This is a genomic window from Eudoraea sp. (assembly GCF_049669105.1).
In the GTDB taxonomy this organism is placed as follows: Bacteria; Bacteroidota; Bacteroidia; order Flavobacteriales; family Flavobacteriaceae; genus Eudoraea.
In genome coordinates this window covers 1-18,700 of the sequence record NZ_JBATKE010000239.1, presented here as the reverse complement: position 1 = coordinate 18,700, position 18,700 = coordinate 1, and the positions used below count along the sequence as shown (strand labels likewise).

Genomic DNA, 18,700 nt, shown 5'->3' with positions numbered 1-18,700 from the left:
GGTCAGGATATCGTAACTGCCGGTGTAGGAGGTGCTTTGTTCTCAGGAGTATTGTCTGCTATGGCCATTAACGGGAAAAACATTCTTAAAAAGGTTTAGGTATTACTTCTGAAATTCCCTTAGGTATTTCATCGCACTGAATAAAGGGGTTGTGCATTTTTGCTACATTAGTTCTCACGCATCGAAACCTTATACCTACACATTGATGCAAATTTTACCAAATGAATATCCACAACTTAGAGATGAAATGAACTATTTTCAACGTGTTTTTCCAACAGAGCATTATTTATGAGAACCTATATCTTTTTTATATTATTTTCCTTGATTAGTTGTTCCTTTTTTGGGCAAACATATCAAAAAAACAGAGTAATTATATTAACCGATATTGAGGCAGACCCTGATGACACACAGTCATTTGTGCGTTTGTTTTTATATGCTAACCAAATTGATATAAAAGGATTAATTGCTACAACCTCTTGCTGGCATCAGACAAATGTTAATCCAAAATCTATAGAAAAATTAATTTATGCGTATGGCCAGGTCCAACCCAATCTTTTAAAGCATGAATCTGGTTTTCCAACTCCTGAAAACTTATTGCCTCTTGTAAAGTATATGGCATGGGAGGTGTAGGTGACGGCATGGATTCAGTGGGTTCTGAGTGGATTATAAAAGTACTTGAAGAAGATGACGACCGGTCATTATGGATATCTGTTTGGGGAGGCGCAAATACTTTGGCTCAATCACTCTATAAAATAAATAAAACTAAAACTAAAAAAGAAGCAAAGAGACTTATTTCAAAACTCAGAGTTTACACTATTTCAGACCAGGATGATAGTGGTATTTGGATAAGAAATAATTTCCCCGATTTGTTTTATATTGTTAGTCCTGGCGATGATTACGGCAGCGCCACATGGACCGGAATTAATGGCTATTTTGAAGGTATCGATAATACTAAAATCAGTAATAGCTGGATAGCTAAAAACATCCAGCAAAACCATGGCCCACTAGGTGCAGTATATCCTGATGTCGCATGGGGAGTGGAAGGTGACACTCCTGCGTTTTTATCTCTCATTCCCAATGGGCTTAACGAATCTGAGCATCCTGATTGGGGAGCTTAGGATGGCTATCATTTAGCGAGTCCTATTGGTTAACTTTATGAAATTTAACTACATTTAAAATAAAAACAAGGATATAGTTTTAGGTAAAAATTTTGTCTGTTGGAAAATGGAGACAACCAAAGCGCACTGTTCACCAGCTATTCCCACCACACAGAAATCATAACCGAACCGTAAGGTATAATTACCGAAGCATGAAGAAGTACCTAAATCATGAAATACGAATTAACAAAATGGAAAAATTAAGAAAACCCTTCTATATAATTTTACCGATTCTTCTTTTAATAACTTTCAACAGCTTCACTCAAAGCATAGAGCAAAAAGATTCATTAAATAATAAATTAATGAATGCTGCAAGAGAAATAATGGCTTCTGCAGGTACTTGTGCGCTAATCACCCTTGATCAGCAAGGCCGTTCCAGGGTCCGAGTAATGGATCCTTTTCTTCCGGAAAGTGATTTTACAGTTTGGTTTGGTACAAATCCAAAAAGCAGAAAGGTAGATCAAATTAAAAAGGATCCCAGGGTAACCTTATATTATTTTGATAAGAGTGCTTCAGGATATGTCATGATTCATGGAATAGCGCAAATAGTAAATGACCCTATGGAAAAAGAAAAGCGATGGAAGGCTGAATGGGAGGCTTTCTATCCGAATAAACCTGATGGCTACCTTTTAATTAAAGTTTCCCCCGAATGGATGGAAGTTATTAGTTATGCCCATGGTATTATTGGTGATCCTTTAACCTGGGAACCTCCTGTTGTATTATTTGAATCTAAAAAATAGGGTTAACTTTTGAGCGTAACAATGCATATCAACCTAAATAGCTCACACCTCTACCCTTTCCTAAAAATTATTACTTTAGAATAAACTAAATTTTCGCATAACCTGGTGTTACGCATTTGTGGCACAAGCCATTCACGAAGATGGTAGCTAACATTAGAATATTATGAAATTTACTTATTTGACTTTCTTCTATTTTATTTTTCCGCTTTTTACTTTAACTGGCGTAGAAAATGATGAAAATAGGGACTATCTTAACTATCATAGACAGGTTATTGAAGCCGAAAGTCTTATAGCTGAAGAAAAATATGGAGAAGCATTAAGCAGCTACGAGAACTTAATTAGCAGTTATGAATTTGTTTTTTTAAGGGATTATCAGGTAGCTACTCAACTTGCTTTTTATTTAAATGAGAGACAAAAAGCTTTACGATTATTAGAAGAAGGAATTACTGCCGGGTGGGAATTAAAAGAATTAAAAAACAATAAGTTTCTGGCTTCTCTTCAGGACGAACCTGCCTGGACTGCCCTGGCGAATAATTATGATTCGCTTCGCTCTTTTTATCTGAATCGAATAGATCCTAAGCTCAGGGAAAAGGTACATGAGATGTTTAAAAAAGATCAAAAAAAGGCCTTAGGGGCTTTGTTTAGGATAGGTAATAAGGCACAAGAGAATTATGGAAATAAGAAATTTGCGCCCCATAGTGAAAATCAAATGGCGGGACTCATAAATATTTTGCAAAGCCAGGGATATCCAGGAGAAAGGTTAATAGGAAATGATTATTGGATGTCTACCATTCTTGGGCATCATAATTCGATTTCGGAAGATTATACTAAAAAGGATACGCTTTATCAATCTATCAGGCCGGCATTGGAAAAAGCTTTGGCATCCGGTGAGATATCTCCTTATGAGTTTGCTATGATCGACGATTGGAAAATAGCAGTAGTCTCTAATCGCACGGCAATTGGATATGGATTTTTAAACGCTCCTAAAGAGGAGACGCTTACGGAGACCAATTTGTTAAGACAGAAGATAGGCCTAAGAACAATTGAAACGAGAAATAAACTTGTTGATATAGAAAGTAGTACTGGGATGAATTTCTATTTGCCCGATTGGGTTCAGGGCAAAATAATATTTGAAGAAAAATAAACGGTTGCCAACAATACATTGGCCATAGCCTTTCCAAAATAATGCTGCAGAGAATCTGCGGCTTATATTCGCAACCTTGCACGCAACCTGAAAAAGACAACCAAAGAAGTACACAAAGCACAACAAATATTTTCTATATATTCGCTCAGATCAATTCTCAAAATGGCAGCAACTAAAAAATTAAGCTTTCTCGATAGTTACCTCACACTTTGGATTTTTATTGCCATGTTGTTAGGTGTTGGGATTGGTTACTTTATACCATCATTTCCCGATATCATTAATTCATTTAGTAGTGGTACAACCAATATACCTATCGCAATTGGATTGATTTTAATGATGTACCCGCCATTGGCGAAAGTGAACTATGCGTTATTACCAAAAGTTTTTCGAAACACAAAAATTCTGTCAATATCACTTATACTTAATTGGATTATTGGCCCGGTTTTAATGTTTGTTTTGGCGATTACATTTTTACGGGATTATCCGGAATATATGGTCGGTTTAATTTTAATCGGTTTAGCTCGTTGTATTGCCATGGTGCTTGTTTGGAATGACCTTGCAGAAGGCAGTAGCGAATATGGTGCTGGATTGGTGGCATTAAACAGTATTTTTCAAGTATTTGCCTATAGTTTTTACGCATGGATTTTCATTACGATTCTTCCACCCTATTTCGGTTTTGAAGGGGCTATTGTCGACATTTCAATTGCAACAATTGCCGAGAGTGTCGCAATATATTTGGGAATTCCCTTTGTGATGGGAATTTTAAGCCGGCTGATTTTGGTAAAACTCAAAGGCGATGAATGGTACACACAAAAATTCATTCCTGTAATTTCGCCTTTGACTTTAATAGCTCTGCTATTTACAATCGTAATAATGTTCTCGCTAAAGGGCGAATTGATCGTCGAAATACCAATGGACGTTTTGATTATCGCAGTGCCATTACTAATATATTTTGCCTTAATGTTTATAGTTGGTTTCTTCCTAACAAAGGCAATGGGAGCCGAATATGACAAAACAGCTTCTGTAGCGTTTACCGCTGCAGGAAACAACTTTGAATTGGCTATTGCTGTTGCCATAGCAGTTTTCGGATTGAATTCAGGACAAGCATTTGCCGGAGTCATTGGTCCATTGGTAGAAGTACCCGCTTTAATCCTTTTGGTCAGAGTCTCATTCTGGTTACGGAAAAAGTATTATAGTAAAGCCAGCAGCTAGCAACATATATAAAAAATCGCGGTTTAGGAGTTAAGCTAAATTTATTTATAAATTTAAGGCCAGTCACAGTGTTAATACCCAACCCAACTTAGGCGGGCATGCATAACTAAATTATGGACAAGAGCTTTGGTCGTACTCTATAAAAACTTCAAACATCTTATAAATACGTGGAAAATTCAAATCAACTTGCAAATCGATTCAAAGAAGTCCTTTTAAAAGGTAAATGGATTGCTAATACAAATTTTAAGGATCAATTATCAAACGTGACCTGGCAGCATGCAACGAAAAAGATTGGGTCGTTAAATACTATTGCTGCTCTAGCCTACCATATCAATTATTACATAGCAGGGGTCTTGAATGTTTTCGAAGGAGGGCCGCTTGAAATTCGTGATAAATATAGTTTTGATCTCCCTCAGATTAAATCAAAAGAAGATTGGGATAGCCTGTTGAATAGTATGTGGGTCAATGCAGACAAGTTTGCAAATCATATCGAATTAATGTCAGACGAAAAATTAGAATCAATTTTCGTAGAAGAGAAATACGGAAATTATAGAAGAAATATTGAAGGAATAATTGAACATAGTTATTATCATTTAGGGCAAATTTCTTTGCTCAAAAAAATGATAAAGGAATCGGAAAAAGGATAAAAAAGTAGCATTAAAAAAGCACCCCCATTAATTAATCGACTATTCTTACAAACAAAAGCAAAATCTTAAGTGTAGTAATTCTATTTCTATTCGGACTATCCAATTGTGTCTCCGACAAAGACACGGGAATTGCAGAATGTATTGAGCAATTTGATAAGGATAATAAACGGTTTTACTCCTCAGGAATACTGAAATAAGTAATCTTGTTGTTTATTGGAATAATTATTTAGAAATTTGAATTATGCACATTAAAAAAAACTACACCGCCTTTGAAATGGCCTGGTGGACCCGCTTCGAATCATTTTTATTTTTGGCTATTATAATTTCCTGGGTCGCCGCTTATTATTTTTTGGATTTAGCATGGTTAAAAATTCCATGGACTCCTTTAGCTTTAATTGGCACAGCAGTGGCTTTTGTTATTGGTTTTCAAAATAATGCAGCCTATGGCAGAATCTGGGAAGCCAGGAAAATTTGGGGAGGAATCGTAAATACTTCGAGAACATTTGGGGTATTTGTTCAAGATATGGTTAACAATGAATACGCTCAAACACCAATAGAGGAATCAGAGCTTCAAAAAGAAATTAAAAATTTGACGTACAGGCAGATAGCATGGATGACCGCTTTGCGCCATGCGATGCGCGCAGCTAAACCCTGGGAAACATCCGTTCTACATAGAACAAACAAAGAATGGGATACTCGTCCACCCGAACATGATTCTACTTTAGATAAGGACCTAAAACCCTATATATCTGAAAGTGATTATGAATATATAATGGGCAAGAGTAATAAACAAACGGCGTTGCTGTACTTGCAATCCCATCATTTAAGACAACTCAAAGAAAAAGGGGTGATTTGGGAATTTTCTTTTTTAGAACTGGAAGGGGTAATACAAGAGTTTTTTACACTGCAAGGCAAAAGTGAACGAATTAAGAACTTTCCTTATCCAAGACAATTTGCAACTCTCAATCATTTTTTTATGTGGCTTTTTGTCTTGCTCCTACCCCTGGCCCTGGTGCCACAATTTGCTGAAATTGGCAGTGAGCTTATTACTAAAAGTCCACTTATTGGAAAACTATTTGTATGGTTTTCAGTTCCTTTTTATGTCATAGTCGCCTGGATTTTTCATACTATGGAAAGAATAGGCCGAACGGGAGAAAATCCTTTTGAAGGCACCGCCAATGACGTTCCTATTTCCACGATTGCAAGAGGAATTGAAATTGACCTCAGAGAAAATTTAGGAGAATCGGCTGAGGAAATCCCGGAGCAATTCGCCGTAAAACATCACACTCAATTCTAAGGTATTACCCATAAAGTGCATAAAAAAGGTGGCCCATTATCGGACCACCTTTTAACAATTAATAGTATTCTACCAGATTGAACTGTGATTAAGCCAAATCGAAGCGATCAAGATTCATCACCTTATTCCATGCAGCTACAAAATCCTTTACAAACTTCTTTTGAGCGTCCTCACATCCATAAACCTCAGCGAGGGCACGGAGCTCTGAATTAGAGCCAAAGATAAGATCTACACGAGTGCCAGTCCACTTGACTTCACCTGTTGATCGATCACGACCTTCAAAAACGTCATCGGAATCCCCAATAGCCTTCCATGTTGCACCCATATCTAAAAGGTTTACAAAGAAATCGTTGCTAAGCGTCTCAGAACGATTGGTGAAGACACCGTGACCAGACTGATCAAAATTTGTATTCAGCACACGCATACCTCCAACAAGAACTGTCATCTCTGGCGCGGTCAGGGTCATCAACTGTGCTTTGTCTACTAAAAGTTCTTCGGCACTAACCGAAAATTTGCCCTTTGTGTAATTACGGAAACCATCCGCTACCGGCTCAAGGACTTCAAACGATTCAGCATCGGTTTGCGCCTCAGTGGCATCGTTACGACCTGGAGTAAATGGCACTGCTACGTCATGGCCTGCATTTTTAGCGGCCTTTTCAACAGCGGAACATCCACCTAAAACAATCAGGTCTGCGATGGATACTTTTTTGTTGCCGGACTGGGCGTCATTGAACTCTTTTTGAATACGTCCTAGGGTATCTAAAACTTTCTCCAATTGCTTCGGATTGTTCACTTTCCAATCTTTCTGAGGTGCAAGCCGAATGCGTGCACCGTTGGCACCACCACGTTTGTCCGAACCACGGAAAGTAGATGCGGATGCCCAGGCTGTGGATACCAATTCAGAAACAGATAATCCTGACGCTAGAATATTCGCCTTTAAGTCGGCAACATCTTTATCGTTAATCAATTCGTAATCCGCTGCAGATATTGGATCTTGCCAAATTAATTCTTCCTTAGGCACTTCTGGCCCCAAATATCGTTGTACTGGTCCCATGTCACGGTGCGTCAGTTTAAACCAGGCACGTGAGTAGGCATCGGCAAATTCATCGGGATTTTCATAAAAATGTCTGGAGATTTTCTCGTAAGCGGGATCCATGCGCAGGGAAAGGTCAGTTGTCAACATAAACGGAGCATGCTTCTTTTCAGGGTTATGCGCATCGGGTACCGTACCTGCACCGGCATTGCCTTTCGGTTTCCATTGATGGGCACCTGCAGGGCTTTTAGTCAACTCCCACTCGTAACCAAATAAGTTTTCAAAATATTTATTGCTCCATTTTATGGGCGTATCGGTCCAGGCTCCTTCTAAACCACTGGTAATGGTATCAGATCCTTTTCCTGTACCAAAATTGTTCTTCCATCCAAGACCTTGCATTTCGATCCCAGCACCTGCTGGTTCCGCCTCAACATACTCTGCATCACTAGCCGCACCATGGGTTTTACCAAAGGTGTGCCCGCCTGCAATAAGAGCAACAGTCTCATAATCGTTCATCGCCATACGACCGAAAGTTTCACGAATGTCATGAGCAGCCCCTACCGGGTCCGGATTACCATTAGGGCCTTCCGGGTTAACGTAGATCAATCCCATATGTGCAGCACCAAGAGGGTTTTCTAATTCCCTATCTTCATTATACCTTTTCTTGTTTCCCAGCCATTCTGCCTCGGAACCCCAGTAAATATCTTCTTCCGGTTGCCAAATGTCTTCGCGACCTCCACCAAAACCGAACATCTTTAATCCCATAGATTCGTGGGCACAGTTTCCGGCCAGGATCAATAAATCTGCCCATGACAATTTCTTGCCATATTTCTGTTTAACCGGCCAAAGTAGTAGTCTTGCCTTATCTAAGTTGGCATTATCTGGCCAGCTATTCAGAGGAGCAAAACGCTGGGCTCCGGTACCACCACCGCCACGGCCATCAGCGATACGGTATGTACCTGCAGCATGCCATGCCATACGGATAAAGAATGGTCCATAATGACCGTAGTCTGCAGGCCACCAATCCTGGCTATCAGTCATTAGAGCATAAAGATCTTTTTTAACCGCTTCCAAATCAAGCGATTTAAACTCTTCGGCATAATTAAAATCATCATCCATAGGGTCAGATAAGGAGGAGTGCTGACGGAGGATGTTCAGATTCAACTGATTGGGCCACCAGTCACGGTTTGTTGTCCCGCCACCTGCAGCTTGATGCAATTCACCATTCAAAAACGGGCATTTGCTTTCAGCGTTATCATTGTTGTTTGAAGCATTAGTCGATGTAGTTTGACTTTTGTTATTATCCATAATATGATCGAATTTTTATTTTCTTTCTTGTAATAGTAAAAGTACCAAAATGTTTACTCATTTAAATTGGTTTCTAATAGAAAATAACTATGACCCATTCTGAACTCCTATAAGTAATTTATTTTGCGAAAGTTGGTTCATTTAAAAAGACATCAGGGCATACTAATATTGGCCAATCAGCATGCTTCCTGCAAATTCAATAACACTTGAATGAGTTCGATGTTTGATCGATTTTTCAATCCTGTTACGGAAAGGCTGGAAGGTTTCCCTATTTATATTGAATACTATGGAAATACCAAACCAATTTTAATAAATGATACTAAACAATATTTACTGCCGGCATTCACATTTATTTAGTATTTTAATCACCCTAATTAATTCCGCTAATGAAATACCTGAAGTTTACTCTTTCCCTTCTTCTTACAGCCTCTGTTTTTTATGGTCTGAATAACAAGTTTGGTTCCATTCCTCCCATCGGAAAATTTTTAAATCCCTATACCGGCGTTTGGCAAAACGAAACTAATGAAAGCATTACTGGAACTGTTTCTATTGATGGGCTCAAGGACAAGGTTACCGTTCATTACGATGCACAGTTAATTCCACACCTCTTTGCTCAGAATGAAAATGATTTATATAGGGCCCAGGGTTATATTACGGCTAAGCATCGCCTTTGGCAAATGGAATTCCAGACGTATGCTGCCGCTGGTCGGTTATCTGAAATAATTGGCGAAGCAGCCCTAAACTTGGACCGTCAGCAGCGCAGACGCGGCATGGGATTTGGAGCAGAGCAAGCCATTGCAAAGATCAAAGAAGACCCTGAAACTACAGCATTTTTAGAGGCGTATGCAGAAGGTGTAAATAGTTACATCAACCAATTAGAGCCTAAGGACTTTCCTTTGGAGTACAAACTGCTCGATTATCAACCAGAACCCTGGACGATAAAAAAAACAGCTTTGTTATTGATGTACATGACCAAGGATTTGGCCGGAGGAGATTCTGATTTAGAATACACCAATGCATTGCGGATGTTTGGGAAAGAACGCTTTGATTTATTGTATCCGGATTTCTTTGATGTCATAGACCCTATTATTCCCAAAGAAACGGATTGGAGTTATATTGATGTACCGATTACGGAAACACCGGAAAGTGAAATGCCACTAGACTCTATTCCAAAAACCTTAGACAAGCCAAATCCTGATAATGGCAGTAATAACTGGGCCATTTCTGGTGAAAAATCCTATTCTGGAAATCCTATTTTGGCAAATGATCCACATTTGGGCTTAAACCTACCTTCTATTTGGTTTGTAATGCAATTAAGTATCCCAACCCATAATGCTTTTGGCGCCACACTGCCCGGAGCTCTGGGCATAATTTCAGGATTTAACACTAACATTTCATGGGGAGAAACCAACGCTACCAGAGATGTATTGGATTGGTACAAAATTGAATTTAAAGATGAAACACGCAGACAATACAAATATGGTGATGATTGGAAAGCTGTGAGTTTTAGAATTGAAGAAATTAAAATAAAAGGTAAAGCCGCTTATATTGATTCTGTATGTTATACCCATCATGGGCCTGTGACTTACGATAAAAACTTTATGGGTGGTAATAAACTTGCCGGCTATGCCATGAAATGGTCGGGCCATATAGGGGGCAACAATCAAAAGACATTTTTAGAGCTCAACAAAGGAAGGAATTATGATGATTATGTTAATGCCCTTAAACATTATACAGCACCGGCACAAAACTTTGTCTTTGCTTCAACAGAGGGTGATATCGCTATTTGGGTTCAGGGAAAACTTCCCAATAAATGGAAAGGGCAAGGGAAATTTTTAATGGATGGCAGCAATCCGAAGCACGACTGGCAAAGTTTTATCCCACAACATTTTAACGCCCACACCAAAAACCCGGAGCGTGGCTTTGTGAGCTCAGCAAATCAGCACCCTGTAAATGAATCCTACCCGTTCTATGTATTTAACGATGGTTACGAAACCTACAGAAACCGCGTAATCAATAACTTTTTTAATTCTAAAGAGACTTTCAATATTCAGGATTTTAAGGATTTACACAATAATAATTATAACCTTAAGGCTGCAGAACTCTTACCCTATATTTTTGAAACTATGGATGCCTCTACGCTCACCGCAGAAGAGTTAAGCATATTCAACGAAATAAAATCATGGGACTTTAACAATAATATAGACGAGCTGGGTCCAAGTATTTATAGTATTTGGTGGAGCAAACTCTATGATCTGGTTTGGGATGAATATGATGTTGAGAATGTTGCCCTGGATAAACCATTCACCTACCAAACCATTCATTTATTAAAAACCAAAGGCGACGATGAATTTATGGACATTGTAGAAACACCTGAAACCGAAACCGCCAAAGACCTGTTTTTAATCAGTTTCAAAAAAGCAGCAAAATCCTTAATGGATTGGAAAGCTGAAAATGGAGATTATAACTGGAATGCCTATAAGAGCACCTATGTTGGTCATTTGCTGCAGGCCTTACCTGCTTTTTCAAGGTTTAACCTGCCAATTGGGGGTGGTGGTAACATTGTGAACGCAACCAAAAAAAATCATGGTCCCTCCTGGCGAATGATTGTGGAGATGAGCTCGCCACCAACTGCTTTAGGAATTTATCCCGGAGGTCAATCTGGTAATCCAGGCAGTAAATATTACGATAATTTTATAGACGATTGGGCAGCAGGCAACTACCACAATTTAAACTTTTTGCAATCCGACATTAAAACTGACGCTGTAATAGACACACAAACTTTAATATCAAATTAAATGAAATCAAAAATCCTAAATTTTGTGGCCACAATTGTTTTAGCCATCGTCTTTTCATTTTTTCTGCCCTGGTGGTCGGTAATGTTGGCTGCATTTATAGCCGCATTAGTGTTTTCCTTAAAACGCGCAGCTGTTTTCTTTACCCCATTTTTGGCCGTCTTAATATTTTGGGCAGCCTATTCATTTTTACTAGCTAACGATAACGACTTTTTACTGGCCAAAAAAATAGCAGTATTATTACCTTTGGGTGGTAGCCCATCCCTTCTGATATTAGTTACAGGTATTGTTGGAGGTTTGGCTGCTGGTATAGCCGGTGTTTTTGGAAAACAATGCCTGGTGTTAGTAAAGAAATAACGCTCTATAAATAGCGGTCACTAATTACCAATCCACCCCTGACTTGAATACGTATTCCCTGGCAAATGCAAATTCTGATAAATGAGAAATTTGGAATATATTTCAGCCCTTTGGTTACTGTAAGTGAATCGATATAACAGCCGAGGGCACTAGCATATAAAAATTTGAAGGCAAAAGGTCACATAAGTCAAACAGAAATACATGGGCTCACCGATGCTGAAGTTTTTCAGCAGAGGGTATTAAACGGTTCAAACCAATTAAAGAAGGAGAAAAATCTACTTCTTCAAAATCTTCTTTCAGTAATAAAAGAACCCATGTTTATTTTGTTGCTGATAGCCTGTGCCGTGTATTTTTCAATCTCGGAATTTTCAGAAGCCTATACCATGCTTTTTGCGCTTTTTTTTGTTGCTGGAATTGATGTTTACCAAAATTTCCGAACCCAAAAAGCTTTAAAAGCCATAAGTCGATTAACTGAGACCAAAACCAAAGTTATCCGCAATGCGGAAACCATTAAAATTGATACAGTAGATTTGGTCACAAAGGATGTCATTATATGCGAGGAAGGTACGATCGTACCTGCTGATGCAGAAATCATTACATCCAATGATTTTTCAATAGACGAATCAATCCTTACCGGAGAATCCATTTCGGTTGAAAAATTTTCAACAGATACTATATTTCAGGGTACACTGGTAGTCAGGGGATACTGCTATGCTAAAGTTTCAGCGGTAGGGAAGCAAACAACACTTGGCGGAATAGGAGAACTGGTTTCATCTACGGCAAAGGAAAAAACGCCTTTGCAATCAAAAGTTTCGAATTTCGTGCGAAACATGGTGATTATAGGTAGTATCGCTTTCCTGTTCGTATGGGGATATAACTGGTGGGAAAGCGGAAGTGCACTGCATGGATTAATACATGGCCTGACCATGGCAATGTCTGTCCTCCCGGAAGAAATACCCGTGGCACTTTCCACTTTTATGGCTTTTGGCGCATATAGATTATTAAAACATGGAATAATTACCAGAAGCCCTAAAACCGTAGAAACTTTAGGTTCTGCAACTGTTATCTGTCTTGATAAAACAGGAACACTCACTCAGAATCTGATGAATGTCACCCACACTTTTAGCCTTAGAACAAACAGGGAAATTGCCTTCGATAAATCTCCAAAACCCTCTGAAGTATTGGAATATGCGATGTGGGCCAGTGAAGAAAATCCATTTGACCCTATGGAAAAATCAATTCACTACTATTATGCTGAATTGTTTAAGTTGGATGAACGAAAGAATTACAGGATGGTCAAAGAGTTTCCTTTATCCGGAAAGCCACCGGTTATGACACATGTTTTTCAAAATGAAAATAAAAAATTCATCATAGGCTGTAAAGGAGCTTTGGAGGGCGTGCTTAAATTGTGTTCTTTGAGCCCGGAGCAAAAAGACGTAATTCATAAACAGGGTTTGATTTACGCAAAAAACGGACTTCGGGTATTAGGTATAGCAAAGGGACATTGGGATAGTAGTGATTATCCCGTATTACAAAAAGATATTGAATTTGAATTTTTAGGGTTAATAACATTTTGGGACCCCCCTACTCCAAATATTAAGAATGTAATTAACGGTTTTTATGAAGCAGGCCTGGATGTAAAAATGATCACGGGAGATTACAAAGAAACAGCGGTGGCAATAGCCAAACAAACCGGTATTAAATTGAATAAGGTCTTAACCGGTTCAGAATTAGCTGAATTAAGTGATGAAGCACTAAAAGAAATGCTCTCATCTGTCAATGTTTTTGCCAGAATTGATCCTGAAACAAAGTTGAGAATAATAAATGTCCTCAAACAAACCGGACAAATTGTTTCCATGACCGGCGATGGAGTGAATGATGCACCCGCATTAAAATCTGCGCATATTGGCATTGCAATGGGCAGTAAGGGAACTGATGTTGCAAAAGGTGCAGCCGGACTTATTCTGTCAAATAATGACCTGTCAAAAATGATCGATGCCATCTTCCTTGGCAGGAGAATTAATGAAAACTTAACCAAGGCCATCCGTTATATTATTTCAATACATATCCCCATTATACTACTTGTAATGTTACCTATCTTTTTTAAATGGCTGCCTTCACAACTATTTTCACCAATACATGTCATATTTCTTGAACTTATAATGGGTCCCACCTGTTCTATTGTTTATGAGAATGAAAACATCCCTAAAGAAAAATTAAAATACCCGGTTGATTCGCGGAACAAGAATTTGCTTCAATTATCACAACTCTGGATTACAATAGTGCAGGGTTTAATGATAACCGTTGGATGTTTAATTATCGGGTATTATGGAAGCTATTATGAGTTGGGTGAACTTAAAATTCGGTCATTGATTTTCAGCACTCTTATTTTCTCGAACATACTTCTTACGCTTATTAACCGTTCATTCAGTCAGACAATCTTTCAGACCATAAAACAGAAAAACAGATATGTCCCTGTTATAATAGGCATTTCAATTATTTTGCTGTTGTTGATATTTAATGTTCCCTACATAACCAGTTTTTTCAGCGGTTCTCCTTTACAATTACAAGAGTATTTATTTTCGTTTTTAATTGCTTTTCTATTTACCATTTGGATTGAACCTGTAAAATATTTGAAAGGCCGCAAAGAATCAGTGAAACCAGAACCAAAAATTACAGTATAATGCCCGAAGAAGATCGCAATAACAAGGGTTAAACTGCATAGACAAACAATTTAAACACATTGTTGGCATTCATTATAGCCTACTTAAATCAATGATTTTAATATGAAGAATTAGATTAATATTCACTTTGCGGTTGGCTATGGACTGTTCAGTTATGAAGAAACCAAACGAAACACAGAAATCTATTCAAAATACTTAAGATTTAGGTGCTATTTTCGAAATGCCAGGGCCATTAAATAAAGACAAGCAACAAACCGCCAATATTGTATAAGCGAAATAATCCAGTTTGTACTTAAACGTTATGTATAGTCAGCAAACAAGACCATACGGTAAAATCCAAGGAGTCTTTGAAACTGGCAAAACCATCATTTCCTCAACTATTAATCCTATCAGGTGATTTCGGACATTTGGCATACAATTGAATGCGGAATTGAATCCAAACAATAAAGCGCTGTCTTATTTGGAATGTAATTACAAATAATTACATTTAGTCCCTTGGGTTTAGCTATAATAAAATGAAATTTTAAACCATTATAAATGAGTAACAATAAAATTGTTGTTGGCAGTGAAGAGTGGTGTGCGCTCCCCCAACTGAATATTCCGGCAATAAAAGTTCGTGTAGATTCCGGTGCCAAGACATCGGCTTTACATGCTGTAAACATTATACCATTTAAAAAGGACGGTATTCCATGGGTGAGGTATGAGGTGCATCCCTTACAAAATGTAGGAAAGACAACAATTTATTGTGAATCTCCTGTTTTAGATAAAAGAAAAGTAAAAAGTTCAAGTGGATTTGGAGAAATACGCTACGTAATAAAGACGGCTTTGGCAATAGCGAAATCTTCCTGGGAAATTGAAATCACTTTAACGAACAGAGATTCTATGGGGTATAGGATGTTGCTGGGAAGACAGGCTATGGCAGGGAAAATTCTGGTAGATCCGGAGGCCGCTTTTAAATTGGGAGAACTTTCCACCCATATTTTAAAACAGCATTATAAGGTTTATAATAATAAACCATCGGGGCTTAAAATTGGAATATTGGCCAGCAACCCGGATTTATACAGCAATCGGAGAATCATAGAGGCCGGGGAAGAACGAGGTCACCAAATGGAATTTTTATATATCAAAGATTGCTATATTAAATTAGATGGGAAAAACCCTGAAATGCATTACCGCGGGGGAAGAATTTTAGACGATTTTGATGCGATTATACCCAGAATAAGGCCCAGTATTACCTTTTATGGTTGTGCTTTAACCCGCCATTTTGAAGCCATAGGAGTCTATGTACAAAATTCTGCCGCATCTATTACCCAATCCAGAGATAAACTATATTCATTACAATTGCTCATTAATAACGGTTTACCAATACCTACAACAGGCTTTGCCAATTCCCCATTAGACACCGATGATTTAATTAAAATGGTTGGAGGAGCACCCCTAATTGTTAAATTATTGGAAGGAACACAGGGTAAAGGAGTTGTTCTTGCCGAGACAAAAAAAGCAGCCGAGAGTCTTATCAATGCCTTTAAGAGTTTACGAGCTAATATTTTGGTTCAGGAATTCGTAAAAGAGGCCGAAGGAAAGGACATCCGATGCTTTGTTATCAATGGTAAAGTTGTTGAAAGTATCATGCGAACCGCTGCACCTGGGGAGTTTAGGGCAAATATTCATATGGGAGGTACCGCTCAATTGGTAAAAATTACACCGGAAGAAAGGAGGATCGCTATTTTAGCAGCAAAGACCATGAATTTAAAAGTTGCCGGTGTTGATATAATTAGAGGACATCACGGGGCTTTATTACTCGAAGTTAATTCGTCCCCAGGCCTTGAAGGGATTGAAGGTGTATCCAAAAAGGATATTGCCGGCCTGATGATAGAAGCCATAGAAAAAGATTTAAAACCAAAGAAAATCAATTAATTCTGAATGGGAAACTCCATTTACCGGGTATTAGTTTAATAAATTCCTATAATATTAGAATAAAACTATGATACAAAACATTGAAAATATAGAATTACAATTTTTGACCATAAATGACTATCAGGAGTTAAAACAGGCGATGATTGAAGCATATTCCAACATGCCCAATTCCTACTGGAAAGAATCTCATATCCAATCATTGATTACCAAATTTTCTGAAGGACAGGTAGTAATTAAAGTAAATGACCAACTTGCGGGATGTGCACTCTCGATTATTGTTGATTACGATAAATTTGATGATCACCATACCTACAAGGAAATAACGGGAAACTACACTTTTGACACCCACAATAAAGATGGAGATGTTTTGTATGGAATTGATGTTTTTATCAAATCTGAATATCGGGGACTAAGGCTGGGTCGCAGGTTGTATGATTACAGAAAGGAACTATGTGAAAAATTAAACCTGAGAGGAATCGCATTTGGAGGTAGAATTCCAAATTATTCCAAACATTCCGACCTATTATCCCCCAAAGAATATATAGAAAAGGTTAAGAGAAAAGAAATTCAGGACCCTGTATTAAATTTTCAAATATCCAATGATTTTCATCCTTCAAAAGTTTTAAAGGGCTATTTGGAAGGTGATGAAGCCTCAAATGAATTTGCAGTTTTATTAGAATGGGATAATGTGTATTACCACAAACACGTCTCAAAAGCATTCACCAAGAAAAAAGTGGTTCGTCTTGGTTTAATTCAATGGCAAATGCGATTGTATCACAACCTGGTTGAATTAATGCAACAAGCAGAGTATTTTGTGGATGCTGTTTCTGCCTATCGTTCTGATTTTGCTTTGTTCCCGGAATTCTTTAACGCACCCCTCATGGCAGAAAACAATCATCTCCCGGAATCTGAAGCAATAAGAGAGTTGGCCAAACATACTCCTGAGATAGTTCAAAAATTTTCTGAACTGGCGATATCCTACAACATTAATATTATCACAGGTAGCATGCCTGAATTAAAAGACGACTTTCTGTACAATGCTGGCTATTTATGCAAAAGAGATGGAACAACCGAAAGGTATGAAAAACTTCATGTTACCCCTGATGAAGCTAAGGTTTGGGGAATGCAAGGTGGAACTAATTTAAAAACTTTCGATACCGATTGTGGAAAGATCGGAATACTTATCTGTTACGATTCTGAATTTCCTGAGCTCAGTAGAATTTTGGCAGATGAAGGAATGGATATTTTATTTATTCCTTTTTTGACAGACACTCAAAATGGCTATTCAAGAGTACGTCATTGTGCGCAGGCAAGAGCTATCGAAAATGAATGTTATGTTGCAATAGCAGGAAGCGTTGGTAATTTGCCCAAAGTTCATAATATGGATATTCAATTTGCACAATCAATGGTTTTTACTCCTTGTGATTTTTCCTTTCCTGCGAATGGAATAAAAGCAGAAGCTACCACAAATACAGAAATGATTTTAATTGCGGATGTTGATATTGATTTGTTACGTGAACTGAATCAGTTTGGCAGTGTAAGAAATCTAAGGGATCGAAGGAAAGATATTTTTGAATTAAAAAAGATTATTCCTAACAAGGTATAAGCCCTCTTAAAATATCACCTTGCACTATTGTTTGACTCTTATAACTTTTTGTAAAGGAAGATTCCAATAAATATAATTATTGCCAAAATTGACATTAAAATAAGTGCCCGCCAGAAGATCAGGTCCGCCATGTCTTTAACATTTGTCACATTAAGGTTAATTCCCTGCTTGTTCAGTTCATTCAAATCCTCAAAACCGGCTTCACGCTGGAAGGTCATTTCATTGCTTAAATGTTCAAGCACAATTGCCCTACCCTTTCGGATTTCTTCCAAAACGGCCTTTCGCTCCTGCTTAATCGCTTCCAAAACAATTCTTCGCTCTCCCATCGGGTCGCGCATTGCTTTAGAACGTTGATTATCTATTAATTCCGGGCTGGGTTCAATCAATATCACTGCTCTTTCCAATAAAGTTGTGAGTGAATCCAAACGGCCATTTAATTGTGAATTGGCTAAAATATCATTTAATAAATATTCAGATTGCCAGCGTATTTGATTTGGCAGAATCTCAGTATAGGTATTAATCCGGGTACTTAATTCATCTAGACTTTGAGCCATTCCTTCGGCAAGGGTTTTGAATTTTACCTTTTCTTCCTTTTGAATGCTGGCCATAAGTGCTAAAGTAGATTTCCTGTTGAAATAAGAACTGGTTATAGGATTCTGCTAGGCGAAATCTTTAACCCTTTGAATTCCATTGGAAATATCTCTGGGATGAGTAATATAAAGCCCAATATCAATTAATTCCTTCCAGAGTTTATCAGAGGCCCTGATTGCAATCCTTTGATGTTCCCCAAAAATTTCCTTGCC

Annotated in this window: 12 protein-coding genes and 1 pseudogene; 11 read left to right on the top strand and 2 right to left on the bottom strand. The window is 38.0% G+C overall.

Going from position 1 to position 18,700, the window contains the following annotated elements; all coding sequences use genetic code 11:
* Positions 1-288: 288 nt before the first annotated feature.
* The 6 genes and pseudogenes from WBM60_RS17065 to WBM60_RS17040 all read left to right on the top strand — a co-directional run bounded on the left by WBM60_RS17065 (position 289) and on the right by WBM60_RS17040 (position 6,197).
* A pseudogene (locus WBM60_RS17065) lies at positions 289-1,118 on the top strand (DUF1593 domain-containing protein).
* A gap of 191 nt (positions 1,119-1,309) precedes the next feature.
* The gene (locus tag WBM60_RS17060) at positions 1,310-1,897 is read left to right on the top strand and encodes a pyridoxamine 5'-phosphate oxidase family protein (protein ID WP_424283389.1); all 588 of its coding nucleotides are present in this window, start codon (positions 1,310-1,312) and stop codon (positions 1,895-1,897) included.
* A 163-nt stretch (positions 1,898-2,060) separates the two neighbouring features.
* Positions 2,061-3,041 carry a hypothetical protein gene (locus tag WBM60_RS17055; RefSeq protein WP_424283388.1) on the top strand — a complete coding sequence of 327 codons (981 nt, stop codon included), beginning with the start codon at positions 2,061-2,063 and terminating at the stop codon, positions 3,039-3,041.
* 162 nt (positions 3,042-3,203) lie between these two features.
* Positions 3,204-4,253 (top strand): ACR3 family arsenite efflux transporter, encoded by a 1,050-nt coding sequence (arsB, locus tag WBM60_RS17050; protein WP_424277047.1) that lies wholly within the window; start codon positions 3,204-3,206, stop codon positions 4,251-4,253.
* 167 nt (positions 4,254-4,420) lie between these two features.
* Positions 4,421-4,900 carry a DUF1572 domain-containing protein gene (locus WBM60_RS17045; protein ID WP_424262951.1) on the top strand — a complete coding sequence of 160 codons (480 nt, stop codon included), beginning with the start codon at positions 4,421-4,423 and terminating at the stop codon, positions 4,898-4,900.
* A gap of 241 nt (positions 4,901-5,141) precedes the next feature.
* Positions 5,142-6,197 carry a bestrophin family protein gene (locus tag WBM60_RS17040; RefSeq protein ID WP_424262949.1) on the top strand — a complete coding sequence of 352 codons (1,056 nt, stop codon included), beginning with the start codon at positions 5,142-5,144 and terminating at the stop codon, positions 6,195-6,197.
* Positions 6,198-6,285: 88 nt separating this feature from the next.
* On the opposite strand, the gene katG is transcribed toward WBM60_RS17040, so the two are convergent.
* Complete coding sequence (gene katG, locus WBM60_RS17035; RefSeq protein ID WP_424262947.1) at positions 6,286-8,538, bottom strand: catalase/peroxidase HPI; 2,253 nt, start codon at positions 8,536-8,538, stop codon at positions 6,286-6,288.
* 386 nt (positions 8,539-8,924) lie between these two features.
* On the opposite strand from katG, the gene WBM60_RS17030 reads away from it, so the two are divergent.
* From WBM60_RS17030 to WBM60_RS17010, 5 genes are all read left to right on the top strand, one after another.
* Positions 8,925-11,336, top strand: a complete 2,412-nt coding sequence (locus tag WBM60_RS17030) for a penicillin acylase family protein (RefSeq protein ID WP_424258962.1) — start codon at positions 8,925-8,927, stop codon at positions 11,334-11,336.
* Positions 11,337-11,690 (top strand): hypothetical protein, encoded by a 354-nt coding sequence (locus tag WBM60_RS17025; protein WP_424276472.1) that lies wholly within the window; start codon positions 11,337-11,339, stop codon positions 11,688-11,690.
* Positions 11,691-11,854: 164 nt separating this feature from the next.
* Positions 11,855-14,374 (top strand): cation-translocating P-type ATPase, encoded by a 2,520-nt coding sequence (locus WBM60_RS17020; RefSeq protein ID WP_424283387.1) that lies wholly within the window; start codon positions 11,855-11,857, stop codon positions 14,372-14,374.
* A 537-nt stretch (positions 14,375-14,911) separates the two neighbouring features.
* Positions 14,912-16,291 (top strand): 30S ribosomal protein S6--L-glutamate ligase, encoded by a 1,380-nt coding sequence (gene rimK, locus WBM60_RS17015; RefSeq protein ID WP_424278043.1) that lies wholly within the window; start codon positions 14,912-14,914, stop codon positions 16,289-16,291.
* Positions 16,292-16,358: 67 nt separating this feature from the next.
* A complete protein-coding gene (locus WBM60_RS17010; RefSeq protein ID WP_424258956.1) occupies positions 16,359-17,897 on the top strand; it encodes a bifunctional GNAT family N-acetyltransferase/carbon-nitrogen hydrolase family protein in 1,539 nt (512 codons plus the stop codon).
* A 38-nt stretch (positions 17,898-17,935) separates the two neighbouring features.
* Here the strand turns inward: WBM60_RS17010 and WBM60_RS17005 are convergent, their stop codons facing one another.
* Positions 17,936-18,505: a hypothetical protein gene (locus tag WBM60_RS17005; RefSeq protein WP_424276473.1), complete on the bottom strand. Its 570-nt coding sequence runs from the start codon at positions 18,503-18,505 to the stop codon at positions 17,936-17,938.
* Positions 18,506-18,700 lie beyond the last annotated feature (195 nt).

Bases quoted from the DNA above. Each gene is read 5' to 3' on its own strand.
- WBM60_RS17055 (WP_424283388.1), top strand. From the start codon at position 2,061: ATGAAATTTACTTATTTGACTTTCTTCTATTTTATTTTTCCGCTTTTT.
- katG (WP_424262947.1), bottom strand. From the start codon at position 8,538: ATGGATAATAACAAAAGTCAAACTACATCGACTAATGCTTCAAACAAC.
- WBM60_RS17025 (WP_424276472.1), top strand. From the start codon at position 11,337: ATGAAATCAAAAATCCTAAATTTTGTGGCCACAATTGTTTTAGCCATC.
- rimK (WP_424278043.1), top strand. From the start codon at position 14,912: ATGAGTAACAATAAAATTGTTGTTGGCAGTGAAGAGTGGTGTGCGCTC.
- WBM60_RS17060 (WP_424283389.1), top strand. From the start codon at position 1,310: ATGAAGAAGTACCTAAATCATGAAATACGAATTAACAAAATGGAAAAA.
- WBM60_RS17030 (WP_424258962.1), top strand. From the start codon at position 8,925: ATGAAATACCTGAAGTTTACTCTTTCCCTTCTTCTTACAGCCTCTGTT.
- WBM60_RS17005 (WP_424276473.1), bottom strand. From the start codon at position 18,505: ATGGCCAGCATTCAAAAGGAAGAAAAGGTAAAATTCAAAACCCTTGCC.
- WBM60_RS17010 (WP_424258956.1), top strand. From the start codon at position 16,359: ATGATACAAAACATTGAAAATATAGAATTACAATTTTTGACCATAAAT.
- WBM60_RS17040 (WP_424262949.1), top strand. From the start codon at position 5,142: ATGCACATTAAAAAAAACTACACCGCCTTTGAAATGGCCTGGTGGACC.
- arsB (WP_424277047.1), top strand. From the start codon at position 3,204: ATGGCAGCAACTAAAAAATTAAGCTTTCTCGATAGTTACCTCACACTT.